This window comes from Caballeronia insecticola, from assembly GCF_000402035.1.
Classification (GTDB): Bacteria; Pseudomonadota; Gammaproteobacteria; order Burkholderiales; family Burkholderiaceae; genus Caballeronia; species Caballeronia insecticola.
In genome coordinates, this window is sequence record NC_021287.1 from 137,710 (window position 1) to 162,142 (window position 24,433).

The window sequence follows — 24,433 nt, forward strand, 5'->3', positions numbered from 1 at the left end:
ATCATGATGGCCACGCGCAACGCGCGCGCCGACTCGCCCGCCAGCGTGCGCGGCCCGGAAGTCGAGCGCGATTTCGAATTCACGGCGGCGGACTTCGCCCGCATTCGCGAGCTGATTCATCGGCGCGCGGGCATTTCGCTGTCGGACCATAAACGCGACATGGCGTACAGCCGCCTCGCACGCCGTCTGCGCGCATGCGGCATCGACACGTTCAAGCAGTATCTCGATCGTCTCGAAACGCACGAGGACAACGCCGAGTGGGAAGCGTTCGTCAACGCGCTGACTACCAATCTGACGGCGTTCTTCCGCGAGTCGCATCACTTTCCGATTCTCGCGGAGTTCGTCAAGCGCCGCCCGCAGCCGTTCTCGGTGTGGTGCTCGGCGGCGTCCACCGGCGAAGAGCCGTATTCGATTGCGATGACGCTCGTCGAAGCGCTCGGCGAACACGCGGCGCGTCAGTGCACGGTGTTCGCGAGCGACATCGACAGCCAGGTGCTCGCGAAGGCGGAAGCGGGCGTGTATTCGCTCGATCAGGTGAAGGCGCTGCCGGTCGAGCGGCTGAAGCGCTTCTTCCTGAAGGGTACGGGCTCGCATGCGGGACTCGTGAAGGTGCGTCCGGAATTGCGCGCGATGGTGAACTTCGGCCGCGTCAATCTGACGGATGCGCGCTACGACATCAAAGGCCCGTTCGACGCGATCTTCTGCCGCAACGTGATGATCTACTTCGACAAGCCGACGCAAGGACAAGTGCTGTCGCGCTTCGAGCCGCTGATGAAGCCGGGCGCGCTGCTGTTCGCCGGGCATTCGGAGAATTTCACGTACGTGTCGCAGGCGTTCAGGCTGCGCGGACAGACCGTGTACGAGCTGTCGCGCGACCTCAAGACGACGGGCAAGCCGCAGCGCGCGCTCGCAGGAGAGGTGGCATGAGCGGCCTGCCTATCGCGTCGAATCTCTATTACGACAATCACTTCAAGAAGCCGGGCGTGAAGCTGCTGCCCAACGAGTTCTACATGACGAGCGAGGACATGGTGCTCGTCACCGTGCTGGGTTCGTGTGTCGCGGCGTGCATCAACGATCGCACGGCGGGCATCGGCGGGATGAATCATTTCATGCTGCCCGACGACGGCTCCGATGCGTCGCATGCGGCATCCGATTCGATGCGCTACGGCGCGTACGCGATGGAAGTGCTCATCAACGAACTCATCAAGCGCGGCGGGCGGCGCGAACGTTTCGAAGCGAAGGTGTTCGGCGGCGGCGCGGTGCTCGCCGGCATGACCACGATCAACATCGGCGATCGCAACTCCGAATTCGTGCGGCGTTATCTGGCGCTGGAGAAGATTCGCATCGTCGCCGAGGACTTGCAGGGCATGCATCCGCGCAAGGTCGCGTTCATGCCGCGTTCGGGCCAGGTGATGGTCAAGAAGCTGAAGACTGCGCACGATCCGGTGGTCGTCGAACGCGAACAGGCGCTCGTGCAGCGCTCGCCCGAAGAGCGCGCGGAGCGGCTCGCGAAGGCGCGTGCGCGCGTCGAATTGTTTCAGTCGAACGCGACGGCTGCGATGACCACAAAGCCGCGGGCGGAGTTGTTCGCGATGAATGCATCGAACGTGAAGCGCCCGCGCGCGGAACTGTTCTCGTCGCGCATGAAGACCGCGGAGGAAGCATGACACTCAGCCACGCGCCGAAGATCAAAGTGCTGTGCGTCGACGACTCGGCGCTCGTGCGCAGCCTGATGACCGAAATCATCAACTCGCAGCCCGACATGCACGTGTGCGCGACCGCGCCCGATCCGCTCGTCGCGCGCGAACTCATCAAGCTGCATAACCCGGACGTGCTCACGCTCGACGTCGAAATGCCGCGCATGGACGGCCTCGACTTCCTGGAAAAGCTGATGCGTCTGCGGCCGATGCCGGTCGTGATGGTGTCGTCGCTGACCGAGCGCGGCAACGAAATCACGCTGCGCGCGCTGGAACTGGGCGCAGTCGACTTCGTCACGAAGCCGAAGGTCGGCATTCGCGACGGCATGCTCGATTACGCCGAAAAGCTCGCCGACAAGATTCGCGCGGCCTCGCGTGCGCGCGTCAAGCAGGTCACGCATGCGCCGAGCGCGCCCGCGAATGCCGCCGCGCACAAGCCCGCGCCGCACTTCAACAATCCGCTCGTGTCGACGGAGAAGCTCGTGATCGTCGGCGCATCGACGGGCGGCACCGAAGCGATTCGCGAAGTGCTCGTGCCGCTGCCGCCCGATGCGCCCGCGGTGCTCATCGCGCAGCACATGCCGCCGGGCTTCACGAAGTCGTTCGCGCAGCGTCTGAACGGGCTGTGCCGCATCACGGTGAAGGAAGCGGAACACGGCGAGCGCGTGCTGCCGGGCCACGCGTATATCGCGCCGGGACACGCGCATCTGGTGCTCGCGCGAAGCGGGGCGAACTACGTCGCGCATCTGTCGGATGCACCGCCGGTGAACCGGCATCGGCCGTCGGTCGATGTGCTGTTCCGCTCGGCGGCGCAGCACGCGGGCAAGAACGCGATCGGCGTGATCCTGACCGGCATGGGCCGCGACGGCGCCGCCGGTCTGCTCGACATGCAGCAGGCGGGCGCGTACACGCTCGCACAGGACGAAGCGAGTTGCGTGGTGTTCGGCATGCCGCGCGAGGCGATTGCAATGGGCGGCGCAAGCGAAGTCGCGCCGCTCGTGGAAATGAGCCGGCGCGTGATGGCGCGACTGGCCTCGATGGGCGAACGCGTGCAGCGCGTCTGACTTTTGAATTTAAGCGGCGTCGCCGCATTGAGAACACACGGGAGTGATGATGGACAAGAACATGAAGATCCTCGTCGTCGACGATTTTCCGACGATGCGCCGTATCGTGCGCAACCTGCTCAAGGAACTGGGCTACTCGAACGTCGATGAAGCCGAAGACGGCGCAGCCGGTCTCGCGCGCCTGCGCGGCGGCGGCTTCGACTTCGTGATCACCGACTGGAACATGCCGAACCTCGACGGTCTGTCGATGCTGCAGCAGATCCGCGCGGACGCATCGCTCTCGCATCTGCCGGTGCTGATGGTGACGGCGGAGTCGAAGAAGGAGAACATCATCGCGGCGGCGCAGGCGGGCGCGAACGGCTATGTGGTGAAGCCCTTCACGGCCGCCACGCTCGACGAGAAGCTCACGAAGATTCTCGAGAAGATGGCCAAGGCCGGGAGCTGATCGTGAACGATCTGACCACTGAACTCACGGCCGCGGTGGCCGAAGCCGAAGCTGGAAGCGACGGCGATCCGTCGAGCGATCGCATTCTCGCGCGCATCGGCCAACTGACGCGCACGCTGCGCGATTCGATGCGCGAGCTGGGCCTCGACAAGCAGGTCGAGGCCGCTGCGCAAGCCGTGCCCGACGCGCGCGACCGCCTGAAGTACGTCGCGACGATGACCGAGCAGGCCGCCGAGCGCGCGCTCAACGCGATCGAACTCGCCAAGCCCGTGCAGGAAGCGATGCAGACCGAAGCGCAGGCGCTCGACGCACGCTGGGCCAAATGGTACGACGCGCCGCTCGCGCAGGCCGAAGCGGGCGCGCTGCTCGCGCAAACCCGCACGTTCCTGCAAAGCGTGCCGGAACGCACGCAGGCGACCAACGCGCAGTTGCTGGAAATCATGCTCGCGCAGGACTTTCAGGATCTGACCGGGCAGGTGATCAAGAAGATTACGGACGTCGTGTATCTGATCGAGCAGCAGTTGCTCGGCGTGCTGCTGGAGAACATCGCGCCGGAGCGGCGTGAGCAGTTCGCGGCGTCGGCGGCGGCGCTGATGTCGTCGTCGTTGTCGATGCCGGGCGGCAATCCGGAAGGCTTGCTCAACGGACCGCAGATCAATCCCGAAGGACGCAGCGATGTCGTGCAGGATCAGTCTCAAGTCGACGATCTGCTCGCAAGCCTCGGTTTCTGAGGGCGGACCGGAGGCATCGTTTCGACCTGCCTGGAGCCGGTAAAAAGACGCGAAGCGCATATGAATGTGCTTCGCGTTTTTTATTGTGTGCGCTCGCGAACGTGAGGACCATTCCACGCGGCTGGCATACTGACGGTATTCGCACTGTGAGAGTCAGCGTGAAAAAGCGGTGACGCATCTGTCACTAATCGTCATGAGCCGGCCGCTCGGGAGGGCCGGACGGCGGAATGGATAGGAGGCCCAGTGAAGGCACCGAAGCAATCCCGACATGGGCATCTGGCTGGAACGCTGGCGATCGTCGCCGGCGCGTTGAGCGTGTTGTGCGCAGCGGCGCCCGCGTATGCAGTACTCGGCGGCGAGCCGATGAACGCGCCGCAGGGCGCTCTCGCCACATCCGCGAAGGCTGTCGTGCATGCGGCCGGCGCGAGCGGCGCAAGCGGCGCATCGTCGGCATCGACATCGAATTACACCGTGCGCACGACGACGCTCGCTAGCGGCACCGTTGTTAACGAATATTTGTCCACCGAAGGCATCGTGTTCGGCATCGCATGGCACGGGCCGCGCGTGCCCAATCTCCCGACCCTGCTCGGGAGCTATTTTCCGCAATATCAGCAAGGCCTTCTGGCGCAGCGCGCCGCACGCGGCGGCCGGGGGCAGGTGAGCGTGGATGATCCCGGTCTGGTCGTGAATTCGGGCGGACACATGGGCTCGTTCGCGGGCAGCGCGTATCTTCCGCAATCCTTGCCCGCCGGCGTGTCCGCCAGCGATATCCAGTAAGCGACGGGAGAACCCAGTATGCATCGAACGACACGCGGCCTTCCCGCCCTCTCTTCGCAACGCGCCGGCGGCATGGTCCGCTGGCTCGGCGTGCTCCTGCTCTCCGTCATGCTGGCGGCCTGCGGTGGCGGCGGCGACAGTTCCAGCTCCAGCAGCGGCGGCAGCTCGGGCGGCAACTCCGGTGGTAACTCGGGCGGCTCCGGCGGCGGAAGCTCATCCACCAGTTCGGCGAACGCACAGCCGACCGCGGCCAACGGCACGAACGCAGTGCCGATCAACGTCAACTCGGGCGTCGCGAACTTCGTCAATATCCCGAACGTCAGCGTGACGGTATGCGCGCCGGGTTCGTCGGTATGCCAGACCATCGACAACATTCAGGTCGATACGGCGTCATTCGGCCTGCGCCTTCTCGGATCGGCGGCGCAGTCCGTGCTCGGCAGCCTGCCCGGCACGCGCGCGGCGAACGGCGGGCAACTCGCGGAATGCGCAGGTTTCGCCGACGGCTACACGTGGGGCACCGTGCGCACCGCTGACGTGAAGATTGGCACCGAGGTCGCCTCAGCCGTGCCGGTGCAGATCATCGGCGATCTGGATGCAGCGGCGGCGCCGACCGGCGTCAACGGCTGCCCGTCGGGCAACGACGAGAACTCGACCGCCGATATCGGCGCGAACGGCATTCTCGGCATCGGCCCGCAGACCTACGACTGCAGCGCCGGCTGCGTCAGCACGGCGCTCAACGGGATGTATTTCTCGTGCACCAACGGCGCGAATTGCGTCGGCAGTTCGGTGCCGCTCGCGCAGCAGGTCACCAATCCGGTCACGAAGTTTGCCGTCAACAACAACGGCGTGATCCTCCAGTTGCCGCCGGTGCCGGATGGCGGTGCACCGAGCGCGGCCGGCGTGCTGATATTCGGCATCGGCACGCAGAGCAACAACGGGCTTACGGGCGTGACGAAATACGGCACCGATCAATACGGCGATCTGAGCGGCACGTACAAGGGCAACACGTACACGACGTTCTTCGATTCCGGATCGAACGGCAACTTCTTCCCGGACAGCTATCCGCTGTGTTCGTCCACCAGTGCGTTCTATTGCCCGAGTTCGGAGCAGTCGTTGTCGGCGACGATCCGCGGCACCGAAGGCAACAGCGCCGTCGTGCCGTTCCAGCTCGTGAGCGCACGCACGCTGACGCAGAACAGCTCGAACTTCGCGTTCAACAGTCTTGGCGGCCAGCTAGGCCTCGACAACATGTTCGACTTCGGCCTGCCGTTCTTCTTCGGGCGGCATGTGTATGTCGGATTCCAGTTGCCGAATAGTCCGGCCTATGTGGCGTTCTGATCGTCGGGTTTTTTAGACGATGACAAAACCGGCTGCGCATTCACGCAGCCGGTTTTTTTTCGTCACTCGGCGGCGCGCGGCTTGCGCGGCGCGCGCTCGAAAAGCGCGTCGTAGAGCCAGCGCGGCAACGCATGCAGCAGCATGCCCGCGATGCGCATCTGCCACGGAAACGTCGCGTAGCGCACCTTGCGGTCGATCGCGCTCGCGGCCTTCGCGGCGAAGCGCTCGGCGTCCATCAGGAAGGGCATCGGATACGGGTTGTGCGCGGTCATCTCCGAGCGCACGTAGCCCGGCGCGATCGTGACGACGGATACGCCGAGCGGCCGCATCTCGACGCGCAGCGCCTCCAGATATTTCGCCGCCGCCGCCTTCGACGCGCTGTACGCGCCCGATCCCGGCAACCCGCGCACGCCCGCGACGCTCGCGATACCGACGAGCGTGCCATGCCGCGCGGCCGTCATCGATGCGACGAAGGGCTCGAAAGTCGCGACCATGCCGAGATAATTGACGTCCATCACGGCGCGGAAGGTGGGGAGATCGCCGTGGCCGGTCAGCACGCCGCGGCTCATGCCCGCGTTCGCGATGACGATATCCGCCGCGCCATGCTCCGCGATGAAACGGCGCGCGGCGTCGGCGAGCGCGTCGGTGTCGCGGACATCGACGGGATAGATCGAAATGGGAGCGTGCGGATGGCGGGCCGCGAAGGCGGCGAGAGAATCGGCGCGGCGGGCGACGAGGCCGACCACGGCCCCGCGCGTCACATAATGTTCGGCCAGCGCGAGACCGATGCCGCTCGATGCGCCGGTGATGAAGACCTTCAGGCGAACTGCGTTCATACCGGCGCGCGGGGCGAAAAGGGGGATCAGAGCTTCTTGTCGCGGACTTGCTGGACCAGGAAGTCCATCACCTGCGTGGTGCCGGACAGGCTGTTGGTCATCGCCGGGCCGGTTACGTATTTGCCTTGCACGATGACCGTCGGCACGCCGTCGATCTTGTAGTCCTGCAGCAACTTGGCGTCGCGCTGCACGGCGCTTTGCGTCGAGAAGGAGTTATACGCGTCCATGTACTTCTTCTTGTCGACGCCTTGCGTGGCGAGGAAGTCGGCCTGCGCCTGAGGCGTGAGCAGATAGTTCTTCTTCACGTGGATTTCGTTGAACACGGCCGGCGTGACCTTTTCAGCAACGCCGAGCGCGTCGAGCGCGTGATACATCTTCGAATGCGGGATGAAGTCGTCGCGGAACGCCACCGGCACGCGTTTGAACACGACGTCCGGGCCTTGCTTCTTCTCCCACGCCTCGATGTACGGCTCGAACTCGTTGCAGTGCGGGCAGCCGTACCAGAAGAATTCGATGACTTCGACCTTGCCCGCAGGCGCGCTGACCGGCTGCGCCGCCTGCAGCACCGTGTAATCCTTGCCCGCGGCGGGCTGGGCTGCGGCCGTGCCCGCGACGCTCAACGTGGCGGCAGCGATGCCGAGGGAAAGAGCAAACGCGCTAAACAGTTTTTTCATGATTGGAGAGTGAACGAAGGGTTCGCGAATGGACCGCGACAGGTACAAAAGCTGGTGCGTAAGTGGGACATACGACGCTTAAACCACGCTTAAGCCGGACCGGCGATGCGAGACTTCGCAGCACCGGCCCTCTTGCTCGCCTGCGCGGTATTTAACCGCGCAGACGCCTCGACTTCGCTTGCTGCTTTATTGCTTGGAGAAACGGATCACGGCGGTATCGACGCCCGCATCGGACAGACGCTGACGCGCGGTGTTCATGTCCTCGAACTTCGCGAACGGACCGATGCGCACGCGATAGTACGTCACGCCACCCGCATCGCGCTGCGTGACCTTCGATTCGAAGCCCTGGAAGCCGAGACGCGCGCGCTGTTGCTCGGCGTCGGCCTGCGTCTTGTACGCGCCCACTTGCAGGAAGTAGCCGGTGTTCACGTCACCCGGTGCGGGCGGCGTGTTCTTCGCCGTGGCGGGCGCCGAGGCGCCCTTCGGCGGCGTGGCGGCAGCGTTGCTCGACACGCCGGGTGCGGTCGGCGCGCTCGCGTTTTCGGGCTTCTTCGTGGCCGTCGTGCTGGCCGACTTCGGCGCGGACGTGGCGCCCGACGGCGGCACTTCGACGATCTGCGGCTCGTCGAGGATGCCCGACGACTGCGTCTGGTTGTTGGTCTGGCCCGGCGCGGTGTTCGGCGGCGTAGGCTGCGCGGCTTGCGGCACCGGCTGACCCGGCGTCTTGCCCTGCAGCGGACGATTCGGGTCGTACGGCTGCGTGGCGGCGGGCGCGGAGTTCGCCTCCGATGCCGGCGGCGCGACCTTCGCCACGAACGGCGTAGGCGCACGCGTGATGTACAGCGCGACGATCACGGCGATCGCGAGGCCAACGATCAACCCGAGCACGATGCCGAGAAAGGTTCCCCCGGTTTGTTTCGACTGCTTGGACTGCCTGGGCGTGCGGCTTGGTTTTGCCATCGTATGAATCACCTGCGAGAAAAGCTTCTGGTTGGCCGACGATTATAGCGGCGGCTCAAGACGAACCCGCCCGAAGTTCCCGTCCGCCCACACAGAAAACTCCTATTTTCTGGGTGTGCGTTCGGGAGGCGAGGCAGGCGTTCACATCTTTTGGGGAGCGGATACACCGATTGTTGCGAGACCGTTTTCGAGGACCTGGCGCGTCGCCGCGAGCAGCGCGATGCGTGCGGTGCGTTCCTTTTCTTCGTCCACGAGCACGCGCTCCGCATTGTAGAACGAGTGAAATTCGCCAGCGAGATCGCGCAGATAAAACGCAACAGCGTGCGGCGCGAGTTCGTTCGCGGCGTGTTCGAGCATTTCCGGATACTCGGCGAGCTTGTTGAGCAGCGCCATGGCGCGGTCGCTCGAAAGCGGCGAGAGATCGGCCTGCGCGGCCTGCGCGAGATCGCCGCCGTAACGCTCCTTCCAGTCATTCAGAATCGTGCAGATGCGCGCGTGCGCGTATTGCACGTAGTAGACCGGGTTTTCGTCGTTCTGCTTGAGCGCGAGATCGATATCGAACACGAATTCGGTGTCGGCCTTGCGCGAGATCAGGAAGAAGCGCACGGCGTCGCGGCCGCGGCGGATGGTGTCCGGATCGATCTGATCGGGCGCGGTCTCGTGGCCCGGCATCAGGCCGCCCGACCATTCGATCAGGTCGCGCACCGTCACGTAGCTGCCCGCGCGCTTGGAAATTTTCACTTCCTGACCGTCGCGCATGACGGTCACCATCTTGTGCAGCACGTAGTCGGGATAGCCCTTCGGAATGCCGACGCCGAGCCCTTGCAACCCGGCGCGCACGCGCGCGATCGTGCCGTGATGGTCCGAGCCCTGAATATTGATGACCTTGGTAAAACCGCGTTCCCACTTGGCCACGTGATACGCGACGTCCGGCACGAAGTACGTGAACGTGCCGTCGGATTTTTTCATCACGCGGTCTTTGTCGTCGCCGTCGTCGGTGGTGCGCAGCCACAGCGCGCCGTCCTGCTCGTACGTCTTGCCTGCATCGACGAGCGACGCGACCGTTTTCTCGACGCGGCCTTCCTTGTACAGCGACGACTCCAGATAGAACTGGTCGAAGCGCACGCCGAACGCGGTGAGATCCATGTCCTGCTCGTGACGCAGATACGCGACGGCGAAATGGCGGATGGCTTCGAGATCGTCGACGTCGCCTGCGCCCTTCACCGGCTCGCCGTCCTTCGCCGCGACCGTTGCGCCCGCCATGTAGTCGCGCGCAATGTCCGCGATGTACTCGCCGTTGTAGGCCGCCTCGGGCCATTCGGCGTCGCCCGGCTTGAGGCCGCGCGCGCGCAATTGAGTGGACGTGGCGAGATTGTTGATCTGCACGCCCGCGTCGTTGTAATAGAACTCGCGATGCACCTCGTAGCCCTGCGTTTCGAGCAGGTTGGAAAGCGCGTCGCCGAGCGCGGCCTGGCGGCCGTGGCCGACGTGCAGCGGGCCGGTCGGATTCGCCGAGACGAACTCGACGAGCACGTGCCTGCCGGCGTCGCGCGTGGAGCGTCCGTAAGCGGCGCCGCTGCCGAGCACGGCCGGGATCACGGCTTGCTTCGCCGTCGCTGCAAGACGCAGATTGATGAAGCCCGGGCCCGCGACTTCCGCGCCTTCGACGAGACCTGCCGCCTGCGGATGACCGAGCAGCGCATCGACGATTTGCTGAGCGAGCTGGCGCGGATTGGCGCGCAGCGGCTTGGCGAGCTGCATCGCGACATTCGACGCCACGTCGCCGTGGGCCGCGACCTTCGGGCGTTCGAGTACGATCGTCGGGGCGATGAACGCCGCTTCGCTGGCGCCCTGCGTGGCGAGCGCGACCTGCTTGACCGCGTCGGTGAGAAGCGTTTCGAGAGTGTGTTTGTGTGCGGGCAGCATGCTGAATGTGATCCAGTGGAGCGGGTCCGAGGCGTCGGTTCCTTCGGTTCCGGCGGTTCCGAGGGTGTCGTTGGTTCCGATACGGCGATTGGTTTGAGGCCGGCGCGGGCTGCGTCGAAGCGTCAGTCGCCGCATTCGCGAGGCGTCGCGGATCAATGCCGGATGATGACTCGGTTATAACCCTGCAAAGTGTGGATTTTAGCAGGTGCTAATATGTCGAATCAGGGTGTTGTCATGTAGTCAGGGAGACCGGCTCGTCTGCGTGTTGCGATTGCAAACCGCCAATAACCCAACATAAAGCAAAAGGACCATGCCATGCTGATCACATTTAAAACCAGCGCTGCACCGGACGTCATGATGCTGGAAAACCTTGCGGAATACTTGCTCGGCATCATCGGCAAGCCGCTCGGCGAACGGGGCGTCATCACGCACGATGAATTGCCTTCGGCAATCCAGAAACTCGAAGCCGCGGTCGTCGTCGATAAAAAAGAACGCGCCGAGCACGACGGCCACTTCCACGAAGGCGAGGAAGGGCACGAGCCGCACGAAATTCCTATCGGCCTCGCACAGCGCGCCTATCCGTTCCTCGACATGCTGCGCCTCGCGCAGAAGGCGAACACGGATATTTTGTGGGGCGTCTGATTCCGCGCCTGAGCCTGAACTGAGCTTGAACGGGCCTGAAAACAGAAAACCCGCATCGCTGCCGATGCGGGTTTTTTTCTTCCGATGTAACGTCTGACGGCTTCTAGTCGCGCCGTGCATTACTGCGACTGACCGCCTTCCGCCGGAGCGGGTTTGGCGGGCGTGCGCGGCTTCTTCGGCTTCTTGGGTTTCTTCTTGTGCTCCGTCTGCGGCGGCGAGTACGAGGACGCCTGAGTGCTGCTGGCCTGCGCAAACGCAGCCGAACTCGATGCCGCGAGCACAGCCGCGGCGATCGCTACGGTTACGGTGGACGTCATCTTCTTCATGCGACTTTCTCCGTGACGAAAAAATGCGTGCCCGTCGTCGTGACGGTCCATCGCGGTGACAAGTCTACGGAAATCAAAAAGTTCCCGCCGTCAGCCCGTGTTTTTTTCGATATCACGCGGGCGATATGTTGCTTGCCCGCCGCGTTGCTTTCCGGTCCTCAACGTTGCGGCGCGAGTGCACGCTCCGCATCCGCCGTCGAGATGGCCATGCGCTCGGCATAGCTCGCCAGTTGATCGTCGCCGATCTTGCCCACGGAAAAGTACGTGCTCTCCGGATGCGCGATAAAGAAGCCGGAGACGCTCGCCGCCGGCAGCATGGCGAGCGACTCGGTCACGCTCATGCCGATTTCTTCTGCCTGAAGCACTTCGAACATATCGCGTTTGACGAGGTGATCCGGGCACGCCGGATAGCCCGGCGCCGGACGAATCCCGGCGTATTTCTCGGCGATGAGCGCCTCGTTGTCGAGCGTCTCGCTCGCGGCGTAGCCCCACAACTCGCGGCGCACGCGCGCATGCAGCGCTTCGGCGAAGGCTTCCGCGAAACGGTCGGCCAGGGCCTTCAGCATGATCGCGCTGTAGTCGTCGTGATCGGCTTCGAACTGTTGTTCCTTTTTATCGACGCCCAGGCCCGCCGTCACCGCGAACAGGCCGATGTAGTCCTTCACGCCCGAGTCCTTCGGCGCGATGAAATCTGCAAGCGATCGGTTCGGGCGCATCACGCCGTCGACGACCGGACGCACGCTTTGCTGACGCAGATTGCGCCACGTCAGCGCCACTTGCGAGCGGGTTTCGTCCGTGTAGATTTCGATGTCGTCGTCATTCACGGTGTTCGCGGGCAGCAGCATGACGACGCCGTTCGCCGTCAGCCAGCGGCCCTGAATGAGGCGCGAGAGCATCGACTTGCCGTCCGAGAACACGCGCCGCGCCGATTCGCCGACGATGTCGTCATTGAGAATCGCCGGATAGGGACCCGCGAGATCCCACGTCTGGAAGAACGGACCCCAGTCGATGTAGTTCGCGAGATCCGCGAGATCGTAGTTCCTGAACACGCGCCGGCCGATGAAGGTCGGCTTCTTGGGCGTGTACGTGCTCCAGTCGATCTTCGTTTTGTTGGCGCGGGCCTCGGCGTAGCTGACCATCGGCTGCGCTTTCTTGTTGGCGTGCTGATGGCGGATGCGGTCGTAATCGCTCTTGAGGTCGTCGAGATACTTCGCCGCGCCTTCGTCCGACAACAGGCTCGACGCCACCGATACCGAACGCGATGCATCCGGCACGTACACGACCGGCCCTTCGTAATGCGGCGCGATCTTCACGGCCGTATGCACGCGCGAGGTGGTCGCGCCGCCGATCAGAAGCGGCGTTTGCTTGCCGCGGAAGTAGTCGTCGCGCTGCATTTCGGACGCGACGTAGGCCATCTCTTCGAGACTCGGCGTGATGAGGCCCGACAGCCCGATGATGTCCGCGCCTTCTTCCTTCGCCTTTTGCAGGATGGTCGCGCAGGGCACCATCACGCCCATGTTGACCACTTCGAAGTTATTGCACTGGAGCACGACCGACACGATGTTCTTGCCGATATCGTGCACGTCGCCCTTCACGGTCGCGATGACGATCTTGCCCTTCGGCCGCACGTCCGCGCCTGCATCGGCGAGGCGCTTTTTCTCTTCTTCGATGAACGGAATCAGATGAGCGACCGCCTGCTTCATCACGCGCGCCGATTTCACGACTTGCGGCAGGAACATCTTGCCCGCGCCGAACAGGTCGCCGACGATATTCATGCCGTCCATGAGCGGCCCTTCGATCACGTTGATCGGCCGCCCGCCCGCCTTCTCGATCTTCGCGCGCACTTCCTCGGTATCTTCGACGATGAAGTTCGTGATGCCGTGCACGAGCGCATGCGACAGCCGCGCCTCGACCGGCTGGTTGCGCCATTCGAGGTTTTCTTCCTTTTTCGCGGCGCCGGTCTTAAAGCGGTCGGCGACTTCGAGCAGACGATCGGTGCCGTCGTCACGGCGATTGAGCACGACGTCTTCCACGCGCTCGCGCAAGTCGGCGTCGAGATCGGCATACACGCCGAGCATGCCCGCGTTGACGATGCCCATGTCCATGCCCGCCTGAATCGCGTGGTAAAGGAACACCGTGTGAATCGCTTCGCGCACCGGATCGTTGCCGCGGAACGAGAACGACACGTTCGACACGCCGCCGCTCACCTTCGCGTGCGGCAGATTTCGTTTGATCCAGCGCGTCGCCTCGATGAAATCGACCGCGTAGTTGTTGTGCTCCTCGATGCCCGTCGCGATTGCGAAGATGTTCGGGTCGAAGATGATGTCCTCGGGCGCGAAGCCCACTTCGTTCACGAGGATGTCGTAGGAGCGCTTGCAGATTTCGGTCTTGCGTTTGAACGTGTCCGCCTGGCCTTGCTCGTCGAACGCCATCACGACCGATGCCGCGCCGTAACGGCGGATCAGGTTCGCGTGATGCCGGAACGCGTCCTCGCCTTCCTTGAGCGAGATCGAATTGACGATTGCCTTGCCCTGCACGCACTTGAGGCCCGCTTCGATCACTTCCCACTTCGACGAGTCGATCATGATCGGCACGCGCGCGATATCCGGCTCCGACGCGATCAGATTCAGAAAGCGCACCATGGCGGCTTTCGAATCGAGCATGGCTTCGTCCATGTTGATGTCGATGACCTGCGCGCCGTTCTCGACCTGCTGGCGCGCGACTGCCAGCGCTTCGTCGAACTGGCCGTTCAGGATCATGCGCGCGAACGCCTTCGAGCCGGTCACGTTGGTGCGTTCGCCGACGTTGATGAAGAGCGAGCCGTCGGTGACGTTGAACGGCTCGAGGCCGGAGAGACGCATCGTGTGATCGGTCATGGTGTCTTATCTCTTTTGTGGTGCTAGGTCAGGCACGCTGTTTTACGCAACTTCGCGATACTGCGAAGGGAACGCGCGCGGCTTCACTTCCGCAAGCGCCTTCGCGATCTCCGCGATGTGCTCCGGCGTCGTGCCGCAGCAACCGCCCGCGAGATTCACGAGCCCCGCCGTCGCGAATTCCTTCAGCAGGCCTGAGGTCACGTCCGGCGTTTCGTCGAAGCCCGTGTCGCTCATCGGATTGGGCAGGCCCGCGTTCGGATAGCACGACACGTAGGTATCGCACAGCTTCGCCAGTTCGGCGATGTACGGGCGCATCAGCGCAGCGCCGAGTGCGCAGTTCAAGCCGAAGGTCAGCGGCTTCGCGTGACGCAGCGAGTTCCAGAAGGCCTCGACGGTCTGGCCGGAGAGGATGCGGCCCGAGGCGTCCGTGACGGTGCCCGAGATCATGATCGGCACGAGTTCGCCCGTGTCTTCGAACAACTCGTCGAGCGCGAACAACGCGGCCTTGGCGTTCAGCGTGTCGAAGATCGTTTCGACCAGAAACAGGTCGCAGCCCGCATCGAGCAGCGCCTTCGCCTGCTCGTAATAGGCCTCGCGCAGTTCGTCGAAGCTCACGTTGCGCGCGCCCGGATCGTTGACGTCCGGCGAAATGCTGGCGGTTTTCGGCGTCGGCCCGATCGCGCCCGCGACGAAGCGCGGCTTGTCCGGCGTCGAGTACGCATCGCAGGCGGCGCGCGCGAGCTTCGCCGATTCGATGTTCATCTCGGCGGCTAAGTCTTCCATGCCGTAATCGGCCTGCGCCACGCGCGTCGCCCCGAACGTGTTCGTTTCGATGATGTCCGCGCCCGCCGCCAGATACTGCTCGTGAATCTCGCGGATGACGTGCGGCTGCGTAATCGACAGCAGTTCGTTGTTGCCCTTGATGTCGCGGCCATAGTCCTTGAAGCGCTCGCCACGGTAGGCGGCTTCGTCGAGCTTGTAGCGCTGGATCATCGTGCCCATGGCGCCGTCGAGAATCAGGATGCGCGTGTCGAGAAGCGCGGGCAGCGCAGCGCCGCGCGTATAGGCGCGCGCGGAGGCTTTCGGAATGGCGTTCTGGGTCATGACGGACAAGGCCTGCACCAAGTGTGAAATAGCCTGACATTGTAGCCGCAGCGGGCAGCAGCCGCCCCGGCGGGCAGGCGCTTTGGCGGCACCGACAGGATGGATGGCGGCAAAAAAAGAACCCCGCCGGTTACCGTGCGGGGTCTTTAGATGGGTCCTGCAGATGCAGGCAGGTGTCGCCTGTGCCGCATGCTGCCGAAGTGATCGAAGCGATTGCGGCAATGAGCGCGGGACGGCCAGCCGCCCGCGCCTGCGCGTCAGTGAAGCACGACTGGCTGATTCATCAAGATATCGAACTGACCGAGAAATTCGTCGACGTCTTCGAGCGACAGTTCTTCCTTGATCAACTGCTGCACGCTCTCGCGAAACTTTGCGGCGAGCGCCCCGTCGATAAAAATTTCCCGCTGCGTGTTCTTGTCGACGATCTCGTATCCGCCCGCCTTCATGGCGAGATGGTTGTCCTGCGGCGGAAACTCGACGACGCAATAGTTGGGGCTGTTGTAAATCATTTGCATGGCGACACTCCTAATTCCTCGTTTGCTCCGTGGCAAAACCTGACGCGTATTTGGAGCGATTGGGTTGGAATTCAAGGGGTGGCCTCGATGTGATGCCGGTGATCGAGGCTTTCTTTTGCAGCAGAAACGGTACGAATCAAGCGGAATCGCGCAAGAATCCTCCCAGAAGCGCGCTAAAGCGCTGCGATTCCTCGACCGGTGACAGGTGCGCCGCGTTGAGTAGTTCAAATTTCGCGTCCGGCACCGTGTCCGCAATCACACGGGATTGAGCATGCGGCGTGCCAACGTCATGCTCGCCTGCCACGACCAGTGTGCGTTTCGCAACGGAGGCGAGTTTGTCTCGTGCATCGAAACGGCTGACGGCCTCCGCCGCGCGCGCAAACCCTTCGGCAGGCGTGCGCGCGATGGTTTCCCCGATCGGCTCGACCACTTCGGGGTGCGCCTGGCGGAATCCGGGCGTGAGCCAGCGTTCGAGCGTCGCATCCACGATACTCGCTGTGCCGTTTTCGCGCACGGAAGCGGCTCGTTGCGCGAAGGCCGGGCGCGCATCCTCGGCAATGGCGGCCGGCGCGCCGACCACGGTCAGCGTCTCCACTCGGTCGGCATGGTTGATCGCGAGCTTCTGCGCGACCATGCCGCCGATCGACAACCCGACCACATGCGCCGAAGGCGCGCCGAGCTTGTCGAGCAGCGTGGCCAGGTCGTCGGCGAGATCGTCGATGGTGAAGGGCTCGGGCGAGACCGCCGTTTCGCCGTGGCCGCGCAGGTCGTAGCGCAGCACGGTGAAGTCGTGACGGAAGTAGCCGGCCATCTGATCCCAGACCGAGAGATCGCCTGCCAGCTGATGAACGAAGACGAGCCACGGACCGCCGCCTTCGTTGTCGAGTACATAGCGTGTGTCGATGCGATTGATCGTCAACTGCATATCGGCTCCGAAATTGATGCGGGTTGAGATGCGGTTTCTGATTGACTGCATGAAGCGATTGACGCGCCCGTCCGCCGCTTGCTTGCCACGATGTGTTACGGCGATGTGACGGGCTGTCGTTACGGCTGCGTTACGGCTTGTCCGGTTGAGGCAGCGCGGGCGCGGCGGGCGCGGATTCCTCAGACGCATCTTGCGTGCCCGCGACGGCGTCCGGGGCGGGCGCGGCGGCCTGCGCGATCTTGCCGGCCCACAGCAGTTCGATTTGCATTCCGTTCGGTTCGGTTTGAAGAATCCGCACGGGCAGCCAGCCGACCGAGGGCGAGAGCCAGATATCGAGCTTGCGCCGGTCGCCGTCGCGGCGCGGCAGACGCGTGAAATGGCGCGCGGTCGTGAAACCGTCGCGCGTCTGCACGGTTTCGTCGCCGACGGTTTCTATCTGCCAGATTTCGTTGCTATCGTTGTCCGACACGCTGAATTGCCGCGTGACGCCCGGCTTGTACTTGTCCGGGGCGCCGCGCACGAGGCTCGACAGTTGCATCACGACGCTGAAGCGGTCCTGCGCGCCGTCCGCGAGCGGCTGGCTCTGCGGCGTCTTCGTATAGACGATCTGCTTCGCTTCCCGATTGAAGATGGCGACATCGGCGGCACGGCGGCCACGCTGCTCCGAGTACTGCTCGGGCGCGATACCGAAGCCGTCGATATGTCCCTTGCTCGAATACACGTACGGACCGACGAACGGCAGCGGAATCGACACGACCATTTCGTAATGCTGGCCGTCGTTGCTCCAGTGGATCGTGCCGGTCTGATTCATCATGCCGTTCACGAGCGTGTCGTAGCGCAGATCGCCGGTGGGCGGAACGTCGAATTTATCGCCCGATGCGACGGCGGGCTGCGACGCGGCTTGCGGCAGCGCGGACGGCGCAGCGGTTGGCGCGGCAGGAGCGGACGCCGGAGCGGCAGGCGCTGCGGCGGGCGCAGACGCGACAGCGGCCGCGTCCGGCTGCGGTGTCGTCGCGCTCAGGACGGGAGCCGGAGCCGGGGCGGGGGCCGCGGGCTTCGGCGGCACCGGTGCGGGTTTCGGAGGCGCGGGCGCAGGCGCTGGCGGCACCGGCGCAGGCGGCGCAATAGGCTTCGGCGTCAGCAGTTCGATCTGCACCGGCGGCGTTTCCGGCGGCGGATTCGCCGGCTGCCGATTGCGGTCGATCCATCGCATCGCGCTCAAATGCAGGCCCGCCACGATCAGCACGGCCAGCACCCAGCGTCCCCAGCGGCGCGGGGCGGCGTCGGGAACGGCAGCGGGCGGCTCCCCGGAAGTCGGGCGAGGACGGCGGAACGGGAAAAATGGCATCGGGCAGAGGGCGGGGTGCAGGTCGCGCTGAGGCGGATGGTTTTCGACACGCGCCGAGGAAGCGATGTTCCTCGTTCGACCAAGCTTTACGTTCAGCGGCTTTTAAGCTTTGTACCCCAATTCATACGACAGACCGCGCGCGCACTCGCGCAGCGCGGAATCGATTTCACCGCCCCAGCGCGTATCGAATGCGCCTTCGTGGCCGAGCGCGATCAGCCCGAGCGCGAGTTCGCCGGTCGAATCGAAAACCGGCGTGCAGAACGCATGGATGGTCGGCAGCAGCATGCCCTCGACGCGCGCCGCGCCGTGCTCGCGCACATCGGCGATGAGCGGCTCGACGTCGGCCATGGTCTTCTTGAGCGCGGCGAGTTCGCGATCGAGCATCGGCTGCGTCTTGCTGCGCGGCAGATAAGCAGCGAACAGCAAGCCCGTGGCCGATGAGAGCAGCGGCATCACGTCGCCCAGTTTGAGCGAAGCCTTCGCCGGATGACTCGACTCCATCCAGTGCACGACGGTCGGCCCCTGATTGCCCCACACCGCGATGCCGACCGTCTGATCGAGCCGGTCGCGCAATTCCGCCAGCGCAATGCGCGCGAGTCTCACGCCATCGACGCGCGCCAGCCGCGCCAGACCCATCTGCAACGCGAAGCCGCCGAGTTCGTAGCGCCCCGAAACCGGATCTTGCGACGCCAGCCCGAGCCGCAAAAAGCTCACGAGATAGCGATGCGCCTTCGCCGGGCTCATGCCCGCGCGCTGCGCGAGGTCGCGCAGCATCATCGCGCGCGGCTCGTTGGTGAGCACGTCGAGCAGCCGGAAGCCGACTTCGATCGATTGAATGCCGGAGCGCGTTTTCTCTTCGGCGGAATCGGTGGAGTCGGTGGAATCGGCGGCGTCGAGGGCGTCTTCGTCGTCGGGCAGGGCAGGTTGGAGCGATGGCATCGAGCGTTCAGGAACATCCAGGGGGATTCACCATCGTAAAATAGATTTCCCTTAACGTCATCTCACCGACATTCGCTCTATGAAACTCGCCACGCTGAAGGACGGCACCCGCGACGGCCAGCTCATCGTCGTTTCGCGCGATTTGCGCACGGCCGCCATCGCCGACGGAATCGTATCGACGCTCCAGCGCGCGCTCGACGACTGGACCTTCTACGCGCCGCAACTCATGGAGGTCTACGAAGCGCTCAACACGGGCCGCGCGCGCAACACGTTTTCGTTCGATGCGAAATCCTGCATGGCGCCGCTGCCGCGCGCGTTCCAGTGGGCGGACGGCTCGGCGTACGTGAATCACGTCGAACTCGTGCGGCGCGCGCGCAACGCGGAGATGCCGCCGGAATTCTGGACCGATCCGCTCATGTATCAGGGCGGCAGCGACGACTTCATCGGCGCGACGGACGACATCGTATGCGCGACAGAGTCCTACGGCATCGACTTCGAAGCGGAAGTCGCCGTGGTCACCTCCGACGTACCGATGGCCGCGACCCCCGACGAAGCGCTGCGCAGCGTGCGCCTGCTGATGCTCGCCAACGACGTGTCGCTGCGCAATCTCATTCCCGCCGAGCTTGCGAAGGGCTTCGGCTTCTTCCAGAGCAAGCCCGCGACGGCGTTCTCGCCCGTCGCCGTCACGCCCGACGAACTCGGCGACGCATGGCGCGAAGGCCGCGTGCATCGGCCGATGATCGTCCACTGGAACGGCAAGAAAGTCGGCCAGCCGAACTGCGGCGTGGACATGGTGTTCCACTTCGGCCAGTTGATCGCGCATGCGGCGAAGACGCGCAACCTGCGCGCGGGCGCGATCGTCGGCTCCGGCACGATCTCCAACAAGGACGCGACGCGCGGCTATTGCTGCATCGCCGAGAAGCGGTGTCTCGAGACCATCGAGCACGGCGCGCCGCAGACGCCTTTCATGCAGTTCGGCGACAGCGTGAAGATCGAAATGTTCGACGAAGACGGACGGTCGGTGTTCGGCGCAATCGATCAGGCCGTGGTCCAGCCGGAACATTGAACGGGCGCGCCGGGTCTACCGCGCTGCAACGGGTTTAGCCCGATGCGACGCGCGCAAGCCTCGTCTTACACTTTGCCGGGCTGCGTTGGCGCGGCAAAAGAACGATCAAAAAAAGGAGACTTCGATGGCGGCAGGCGGGTGGAAATTTCTGGCGGGCGCGGCGTTCACGCTCGCCGCGACGGCGGCAGCATTCGCGCAGACGGCGCAGCACGTAAAAATCGGGCTCGTGCTTTCGCTCACGGGCCCGGCGGCGTCGCTCGGCATTCCCGCGCGCGACACGGTCGCGCTCTTGCCGAAGGAAATGGGCGGCAGGCCCGTCGACTACATCGTGCTCGACGACGCATCCGACACCACGCAAGCCGTGCAGACCACGAAGAAGCTCATCAGCGAAGATCAGGTCGATGCGATCATCGGCTCGTCGATCACGCCGAACTCGCTCGCGATGATCGATGTCGTGGCGCAAGGACAAACGCCGATGATCTCGCTGGCGTCGTCGGCGAAGATCATCGAACCGGTCGACGACAAGCGCCGCTGGGTCTTCAAGACACCGCAGACCGACGCGATGATGGCCTCCGCCATCGCCGAGCATGCGAGCAATCACGGCGTGAAGACGCTCGCGTACATCGGCCAGGCGGACGCGCTCGGCGAGACCTTCTATGCGGAAGTCGCGAAGTTCGCGCAACTGCACAAGATAGAAGTGGTCGCGAACGAACGCTTCAACCGCACCGATCCGAGCGTGACCGGGCAAATCCTCAAGATCCTCGCGGCCAAGCCGGATGCCGTGGTGGTCGGCGCGGCCGGCACGCCCGCCGCGCTGCCGCCGAAAACGCTCGCGCAGCGCGGCTACAAGGGCAAGATCTATCACAATCACGGCGTCGGCAACCGCGACTTCCTGCGCGTGTGCGGCGCGGACTGCAACGGCACGTTCCTGCCCGCGAGCCCGGTGCTCGTCGCCGCGCAATTGCCGGACGATCATCCCGCCAAGCGTCTCGCACTCGACTACATCAAGCTGTATGAGGCGAAGCAGGGCGCGGGCTCGGTATCGGCGTTCGGCTCGTACGCGTGGGACGCGGGCATGCTGCTCAACCGCGCAGTGCCGATCGCGCTCAAGGCCGGCGCGCCGGGCACGCCCGCGTTTCGCCAGGCACTGCGCGACGCGCTCGAAGGCACGAAGAATTTCGCCGACACCAACGGGCAGGTCAACATGACGCCCAACGATCACATCGGCCTCGATCAGCGCGCGCGCGTGATGGTCGAAATCCGCGACGGCAAGTGGATCTATCAGCCGCGCTAACCTTCGGTGAACGGAAACATGAGCGATCTTTCTCTTTACGCAGGCTATCAGTCGCTTCAGCTTCGCCGTCATCCGCACGGCGTGCTCGAAGTGGTGATGCCCGGCACGGGCGCGAACAAGAGCGGGCTCTCCACCGCCGACGCCAACATGCATCGCGAACTCGCGGACATCTGGCGCGACATCGACCGCGATCCCGATACGCGCGTCGCGCTGATCCGCGGCGAGGGCAAGGGCTTTTCGGCGGGCGGCGATCTCGGGCTCGTCGAGGACATGGCGAACGACTTCGACGTGCGCGCGCGGGTCTGGCGCGAGGCACGCGATCTCGTGTACAACGTGATCAATTGCGGCAAGCCGATCGTCTCCGCCATGCACGGCCCGGCGGTCGGCGCGGGGCTGGTCGCAGGGCTGCTCGCGGATATCTCGATCGCGTCGAAGACGGCGCGCATCATCGACGGGCACACGCGGCTCGGCGTCGCGGCGGGCGATCACGCGGCGATCGTCTGGCCGCTGCTGTGCGGCATGGCGAAGGCCAAGTACTATCTGCTGCTATGCGAGCCGGTGAGCGGCGAGGAAGCGGAGCGCATCGGGCTGGTGTCGCTCGCCGTCGAGGAAAGCGAACTCATGCCGAAGGCGATCGAAGTCGCGAATCGTCTCGCGCTGGGCTCGCAGACCGCGATCCGCTGGACCAAGTACGCGCTCAATAACTGGCTGCGCTCGGCGGGGCCGACCTTCGATACCTCGCTTGCGCTCGAATTCATGGGCTTCGCGGGGCCGGACGTGCACGAAGGCATGCGCTCGCTGCGCGAACGGCGCGCGCCGGATTTTCCGGGCGGCGCGCCGTTCTGAGCCACGCGAACACACACGCAGGAAACAAGGAGAGGCGAATGACCGATCACTCAGGCGGCACGCCGCCCTACTCGATTCCCGGTTTTCCCGGATTCGGCCAGGCGGACATGATGGGCAAGATGTGGGAACTGATGCGCCTGAATCCATTCGCCGCCGCAATGCCGGGCGGCGGGCAGGGCATGGGTCCTTCCCTTTCGATGATGTCCGACATGCTCGCACCGCTCACCAATATCGAAGAACTCGACAAACGCGTGACCGACATGCGCGCCGTCGAGCACTGGCTGAAGCTCAACCTGAACATGCTGCAATCGGCGATTCAGGCGCTCGAAGTGCAGCGCGCGACGCTCGCGACGCTGCGCGCGTTCGGCGCGTTTGCGCAGACGTCGGTGGAAAGCGCGCAGAACACCGCGAGCGAAAAGCCGAAATCCGCGGCTGCCGGCTGGCCGATGAACACCGCCACCGCGAAACCGGAGGCGCCCAGGCAGCAGGCGGCCGCCGAAGAATCCGGCGCGGAAGGTGACGACCCGGCCGCGGGGCAGGCCGCGCCGCCGCCCGGTTTCGATCCGTCCGGCTGGTGGAACGTGTTGCAGTCGCAGTTCAACCAGCTTGCGCATCTGGCGATGATTCAGCCCGGCATGACCGGCCCGCTCGGTTCGACGGGCGATGCGCCGTCCGCCGTCGCCCAACCGGGCGCGCAAGATCCGGCTGCGGGCGCCGGCGAGGAGAAATCCGAAGGCGCCGCCGCGAAGAAGGCGCCCGCGAAAAAGGCCGCGCCGCGCAAGAAACCCGAGTAAGCCCGACGGCGGCGCGCCATGCGCCGCCGCATCCACCGAATCCCTTCGATGCGCCGCGCATCGGACCGCGTCCAGCGTTTTTTGCATCCGTTGTGCATCCGTTGCGCATCCATTTGGCTCGCCGCTTCGTACACGAACGTGCAGGTGTACGTCCCGCTATTGCCAGGCGTTCAACTTTGTCTATGATGAAAACTGGACGTCGCTAGAATTTGTCCACCCTCTGGAGCGGGCACATAACCTGCATCGGTAGAGACGTCATTTTTTTCATCGATCTGTCCATGACAAATTCAACTGAACAGGAATTTGATTCCGATCCGATTTCTGACGACGCAACGCTCCCCGAGCCCGAGCCGAGGCGCGCGCAGGCGTCTGGAGCGGTGGGTGTCGGGATTGGCGCGATCGCGCAAGAGATTGGTCTGACGAAGGACACGCTGCGCGTCTGGGAGCGGCGCTATGGCTTTCCGAATCCGATGCGTTCGCCCGGCGGCGAGCGGCTGTATCCGCAGGAACAGGTGTCGAAGCTGCGGCTCGTGAAGCGTCTGCTCGACGCGGGGCATCGGCCGAGCAAGGTGCTCGCTCAGTCGGTCGAGATGCTGCAGCAACTCGCCGAGAGTTCGGGCGTGGGACAGGACGCGCCCGACGCGGAGCTCGATCATCTGATTGCCCTGCTGCGCGCCGGCTCGTTCGAAGATTTCCGCTTTGGGCTGCTGAAACGCGCGACCCGCGACGGGCTCGAACGCTTCGTACTGGACGTGGCGGCGCCGCTGGCGGCGCGCGTCGGCAATGCGTGGGCCGCCGGAACCTTGCAGGTGTATCACGAGCATTTGTTCAGCGAGGCGCTGCAAGCCACGCTGCGCAATTTGATGCGCCCGCTGTCCGACGCGCTGCGCGGTCGCGGCAGCCGCCCGCGCGTGCTGCTCACGACGCTGTCCGGCGAAGGCCACGGCCTCGGCATTCTGATGGCCGAAGCCATGTTCACCCTCTCCGAGTGCGAGTGCGTCCAACTCGGACTGCAGACGCCGCTGCACGATATCGTCGATGCCGTGGCGGCGCATAACATCGATATCGTCGCGCTGTCGTTTTCGGCTGTGCTGCCCGCGCAATCCATCTCGAACGGCATCGCGGACCTGCGCAATCTGCTGCCGTCGCACGTGCGCATCTGGGTGGGCGGAAGCAGTCCGGCGCTGCGCCGCAAGTTCAACGACGGCGTGCATCACGTCGAAGGGCTGACGCCGATCGACGAAATTGTCGCGGATTGGCGTCAAACCTCCGTGCTAAGATGAGAAACGCTCGCAGGGCGGGCGTCGGCG

General features: G+C 64.5%; 24 protein-coding genes. 13 read left to right on the plus strand and 11 right to left on the minus strand.

Annotation, left to right across the window (positions count from 1 at the left end; genetic code table 11):
• Positions 1-3: 3 nt before the first annotated feature.
• The 7 genes from BRPE64_RS00630 to BRPE64_RS00660 all read left to right on the plus strand — a co-directional run bounded on the left by BRPE64_RS00630 (position 4) and on the right by BRPE64_RS00660 (position 6,052).
• Positions 4-927, plus strand: a complete 924-nt coding sequence (locus BRPE64_RS00630; protein ID WP_044041858.1) for a CheR family methyltransferase — start codon at positions 4-6, stop codon at positions 925-927.
• Complete coding sequence (gene cheD / locus BRPE64_RS00635; protein WP_016344053.1) at positions 924-1,667, plus strand: chemoreceptor glutamine deamidase CheD; 744 nt, start codon at positions 924-926, stop codon at positions 1,665-1,667. Before BRPE64_RS00630 ends, cheD begins: the two co-directional genes overlap by 4 nt.
• Positions 1,664-2,761 carry a protein-glutamate methylesterase/protein-glutamine glutaminase gene (locus tag BRPE64_RS00640; protein WP_016344054.1) on the plus strand — a complete coding sequence of 366 codons (1,098 nt, stop codon included), beginning with the start codon at positions 1,664-1,666 and terminating at the stop codon, positions 2,759-2,761. The genes cheD and BRPE64_RS00640 overlap by 4 nt, the downstream gene beginning before the upstream one ends.
• Before the next feature lie 49 nt (positions 2,762-2,810).
• On the plus strand, positions 2,811-3,206 hold the full coding sequence (gene cheY / locus BRPE64_RS00645) for a chemotaxis response regulator CheY (RefSeq protein WP_044041859.1): 396 nt from the start codon (positions 2,811-2,813) through the stop codon (positions 3,204-3,206).
• 11 nt (positions 3,207-3,217) lie between these two features.
• Entirely contained in the window at positions 3,218-3,937 is a 720-nt protein-coding gene (cheZ, locus tag BRPE64_RS00650) for a protein phosphatase CheZ (RefSeq protein ID WP_232519231.1), read from the plus strand.
• A gap of 243 nt (positions 3,938-4,180) precedes the next feature.
• On the plus strand, positions 4,181-4,714 hold the full coding sequence (locus BRPE64_RS00655; protein WP_016344057.1) for a DUF2844 domain-containing protein: 534 nt from the start codon (positions 4,181-4,183) through the stop codon (positions 4,712-4,714).
• 18 nt (positions 4,715-4,732) lie between these two features.
• Positions 4,733-6,052: a DUF3443 domain-containing protein gene (locus BRPE64_RS00660; RefSeq protein WP_016344058.1), complete on the plus strand. Its 1,320-nt coding sequence runs from the start codon at positions 4,733-4,735 to the stop codon at positions 6,050-6,052.
• Between the two features lie 62 nt (positions 6,053-6,114).
• Here BRPE64_RS00660 and BRPE64_RS00665 read toward each other — a convergent pair whose 3' ends face one another.
• From BRPE64_RS00665 to argS, 4 genes are all read right to left on the minus strand, one after another.
• Positions 6,115-6,888, minus strand: coding sequence for an SDR family oxidoreductase (locus tag BRPE64_RS00665; RefSeq protein ID WP_016344059.1), 774 nt, complete (start codon positions 6,886-6,888; stop codon positions 6,115-6,117).
• Between the two features lie 26 nt (positions 6,889-6,914).
• Positions 6,915-7,562 (minus strand): thiol:disulfide interchange protein DsbA/DsbL, encoded by a 648-nt coding sequence (locus tag BRPE64_RS00670; RefSeq protein WP_016344060.1) that lies wholly within the window; start codon positions 7,560-7,562, stop codon positions 6,915-6,917.
• 186 nt (positions 7,563-7,748) lie between these two features.
• Entirely contained in the window at positions 7,749-8,522 is a 774-nt protein-coding gene (locus tag BRPE64_RS00675; protein ID WP_044041025.1) for an SPOR domain-containing protein, read from the minus strand.
• 141 nt (positions 8,523-8,663) lie between these two features.
• On the minus strand, positions 8,664-10,448 hold the full coding sequence (gene argS, locus BRPE64_RS00680) for an arginine--tRNA ligase (protein WP_016344062.1): 1,785 nt from the start codon (positions 10,446-10,448) through the stop codon (positions 8,664-8,666).
• Between the two features lie 315 nt (positions 10,449-10,763).
• Here argS and BRPE64_RS00685 point away from each other — a divergent pair, with 315 nt between their 5' ends.
• Positions 10,764-11,090, plus strand: a complete 327-nt coding sequence (locus BRPE64_RS00685; RefSeq protein ID WP_016344064.1) for a DUF1840 domain-containing protein — start codon at positions 10,764-10,766, stop codon at positions 11,088-11,090.
• Between the two features lie 119 nt (positions 11,091-11,209).
• Here BRPE64_RS00685 and BRPE64_RS00690 read toward each other — a convergent pair whose 3' ends face one another.
• The 7 genes from BRPE64_RS00690 to BRPE64_RS00720 form a co-directional block, all read right to left on the minus strand.
• On the minus strand, positions 11,210-11,416 hold the full coding sequence (locus BRPE64_RS00690; RefSeq protein WP_044041861.1) for a hypothetical protein: 207 nt from the start codon (positions 11,414-11,416) through the stop codon (positions 11,210-11,212).
• A gap of 158 nt (positions 11,417-11,574) precedes the next feature.
• Positions 11,575-14,292, minus strand: a complete 2,718-nt coding sequence (gene metH, locus BRPE64_RS00695) for a methionine synthase (RefSeq protein ID WP_016344066.1) — start codon at positions 14,290-14,292, stop codon at positions 11,575-11,577.
• A 42-nt stretch (positions 14,293-14,334) separates the two neighbouring features.
• Entirely contained in the window at positions 14,335-15,396 is a 1,062-nt protein-coding gene (locus BRPE64_RS00700) for a homocysteine S-methyltransferase family protein (RefSeq protein WP_044041026.1), read from the minus strand.
• Between the two features lie 257 nt (positions 15,397-15,653).
• Positions 15,654-15,911: a BTH_I0359 family protein gene (locus BRPE64_RS00705; protein WP_016344068.1), complete on the minus strand. Its 258-nt coding sequence runs from the start codon at positions 15,909-15,911 to the stop codon at positions 15,654-15,656.
• Positions 15,912-16,047: 136 nt separating this feature from the next.
• A complete protein-coding gene (locus tag BRPE64_RS00710; protein ID WP_016344069.1) occupies positions 16,048-16,836 on the minus strand; it encodes an alpha/beta fold hydrolase in 789 nt (262 codons plus the stop codon).
• Between the two features lie 130 nt (positions 16,837-16,966).
• Positions 16,967-18,184, minus strand: coding sequence for a DUF3108 domain-containing protein (locus tag BRPE64_RS00715; protein ID WP_044041027.1), 1,218 nt, complete (start codon positions 18,182-18,184; stop codon positions 16,967-16,969).
• 102 nt (positions 18,185-18,286) lie between these two features.
• On the minus strand, positions 18,287-19,123 hold the full coding sequence (locus BRPE64_RS00720; RefSeq protein WP_016344071.1) for an IclR family transcriptional regulator: 837 nt from the start codon (positions 19,121-19,123) through the stop codon (positions 18,287-18,289).
• 79 nt (positions 19,124-19,202) lie between these two features.
• On the opposite strand from BRPE64_RS00720, the gene BRPE64_RS00725 reads away from it, so the two are divergent.
• The 5 genes from BRPE64_RS00725 to BRPE64_RS00745 all read left to right on the plus strand — a co-directional run bounded on the left by BRPE64_RS00725 (position 19,203) and on the right by BRPE64_RS00745 (position 24,406).
• Positions 19,203-20,189 (plus strand): fumarylacetoacetate hydrolase family protein, encoded by a 987-nt coding sequence (locus BRPE64_RS00725; RefSeq protein ID WP_016344072.1) that lies wholly within the window; start codon positions 19,203-19,205, stop codon positions 20,187-20,189.
• A 124-nt stretch (positions 20,190-20,313) separates the two neighbouring features.
• Positions 20,314-21,483, plus strand: a complete 1,170-nt coding sequence (locus BRPE64_RS00730) for an ABC transporter substrate-binding protein (RefSeq protein ID WP_044041862.1) — start codon at positions 20,314-20,316, stop codon at positions 21,481-21,483.
• Positions 21,484-21,501: 18 nt separating this feature from the next.
• Positions 21,502-22,329, plus strand: a complete 828-nt coding sequence (locus BRPE64_RS00735) for an enoyl-CoA hydratase/isomerase family protein (protein WP_044041028.1) — start codon at positions 21,502-21,504, stop codon at positions 22,327-22,329.
• Positions 22,330-22,367: 38 nt separating this feature from the next.
• On the plus strand, positions 22,368-23,123 hold the full coding sequence (locus BRPE64_RS00740) for a PhaM family polyhydroxyalkanoate granule multifunctional regulatory protein (protein WP_016344075.1): 756 nt from the start codon (positions 22,368-22,370) through the stop codon (positions 23,121-23,123).
• Positions 23,124-23,401: 278 nt separating this feature from the next.
• The gene (locus tag BRPE64_RS00745) at positions 23,402-24,406 is read left to right on the plus strand and encodes a MerR family transcriptional regulator (RefSeq protein ID WP_051180268.1); all 1,005 of its coding nucleotides are present in this window, start codon (positions 23,402-23,404) and stop codon (positions 24,404-24,406) included.
• Positions 24,407-24,433: the final 27 nt, after the last annotated feature.

What these genes read in the sequence shown, in the direction of transcription:
- BRPE64_RS00685 (WP_016344064.1), top strand. Translation starts at nt 10,764, where the DNA reads ATGCTGATCACATTTAAAACCAGCGCTGCACCGGACGTCATGATGCTG.
- cheY (WP_044041859.1), top strand. Translation starts at nt 2,811, where the DNA reads ATGGACAAGAACATGAAGATCCTCGTCGTCGACGATTTTCCGACGATG.
- BRPE64_RS00640 (WP_016344054.1), top strand. Translation starts at nt 1,664, where the DNA reads ATGACACTCAGCCACGCGCCGAAGATCAAAGTGCTGTGCGTCGACGAC.
- BRPE64_RS00715 (WP_044041027.1), bottom strand. Translation starts at nt 18,184, where the DNA reads ATGCCATTTTTCCCGTTCCGCCGTCCTCGCCCGACTTCCGGGGAGCCG.
- BRPE64_RS00665 (WP_016344059.1), bottom strand. Translation starts at nt 6,888, where the DNA reads ATGAACGCAGTTCGCCTGAAGGTCTTCATCACCGGCGCATCGAGCGGC.
- BRPE64_RS00735 (WP_044041028.1), top strand. Translation starts at nt 21,502, where the DNA reads ATGAGCGATCTTTCTCTTTACGCAGGCTATCAGTCGCTTCAGCTTCGC.
- metH (WP_016344066.1), bottom strand. Translation starts at nt 14,292, where the DNA reads ATGACCGATCACACGATGCGTCTCTCCGGCCTCGAGCCGTTCAACGTC.
- BRPE64_RS00720 (WP_016344071.1), bottom strand. Translation starts at nt 19,123, where the DNA reads ATGCCATCGCTCCAACCTGCCCTGCCCGACGACGAAGACGCCCTCGAC.
- BRPE64_RS00710 (WP_016344069.1), bottom strand. Translation starts at nt 16,836, where the DNA reads ATGCAGTTGACGATCAATCGCATCGACACACGCTATGTACTCGACAAC.
- BRPE64_RS00630 (WP_044041858.1), top strand. Translation starts at nt 4, where the DNA reads ATGATGGCCACGCGCAACGCGCGCGCCGACTCGCCCGCCAGCGTGCGC.
- BRPE64_RS00705 (WP_016344068.1), bottom strand. Translation starts at nt 15,911, where the DNA reads ATGCAAATGATTTACAACAGCCCCAACTATTGCGTCGTCGAGTTTCCG.
- BRPE64_RS00745 (WP_051180268.1), top strand. Translation starts at nt 23,402, where the DNA reads ATGACAAATTCAACTGAACAGGAATTTGATTCCGATCCGATTTCTGAC.
- argS (WP_016344062.1), bottom strand. Translation starts at nt 10,448, where the DNA reads ATGCTGCCCGCACACAAACACACTCTCGAAACGCTTCTCACCGACGCG.
- BRPE64_RS00700 (WP_044041026.1), bottom strand. Translation starts at nt 15,396, where the DNA reads ATGACCCAGAACGCCATTCCGAAAGCCTCCGCGCGCGCCTATACGCGC.
- BRPE64_RS00725 (WP_016344072.1), top strand. Translation starts at nt 19,203, where the DNA reads ATGAAACTCGCCACGCTGAAGGACGGCACCCGCGACGGCCAGCTCATC.
- BRPE64_RS00740 (WP_016344075.1), top strand. Translation starts at nt 22,368, where the DNA reads ATGACCGATCACTCAGGCGGCACGCCGCCCTACTCGATTCCCGGTTTT.
- BRPE64_RS00675 (WP_044041025.1), bottom strand. Translation starts at nt 8,522, where the DNA reads ATGGCAAAACCAAGCCGCACGCCCAGGCAGTCCAAGCAGTCGAAACAA.
- BRPE64_RS00730 (WP_044041862.1), top strand. Translation starts at nt 20,314, where the DNA reads ATGGCGGCAGGCGGGTGGAAATTTCTGGCGGGCGCGGCGTTCACGCTC.
- BRPE64_RS00690 (WP_044041861.1), bottom strand. Translation starts at nt 11,416, where the DNA reads ATGAAGAAGATGACGTCCACCGTAACCGTAGCGATCGCCGCGGCTGTG.
- BRPE64_RS00670 (WP_016344060.1), bottom strand. Translation starts at nt 7,562, where the DNA reads ATGAAAAAACTGTTTAGCGCGTTTGCTCTTTCCCTCGGCATCGCTGCC.
- BRPE64_RS00660 (WP_016344058.1), top strand. Translation starts at nt 4,733, where the DNA reads ATGCATCGAACGACACGCGGCCTTCCCGCCCTCTCTTCGCAACGCGCC.
- cheD (WP_016344053.1), top strand. Translation starts at nt 924, where the DNA reads ATGAGCGGCCTGCCTATCGCGTCGAATCTCTATTACGACAATCACTTC.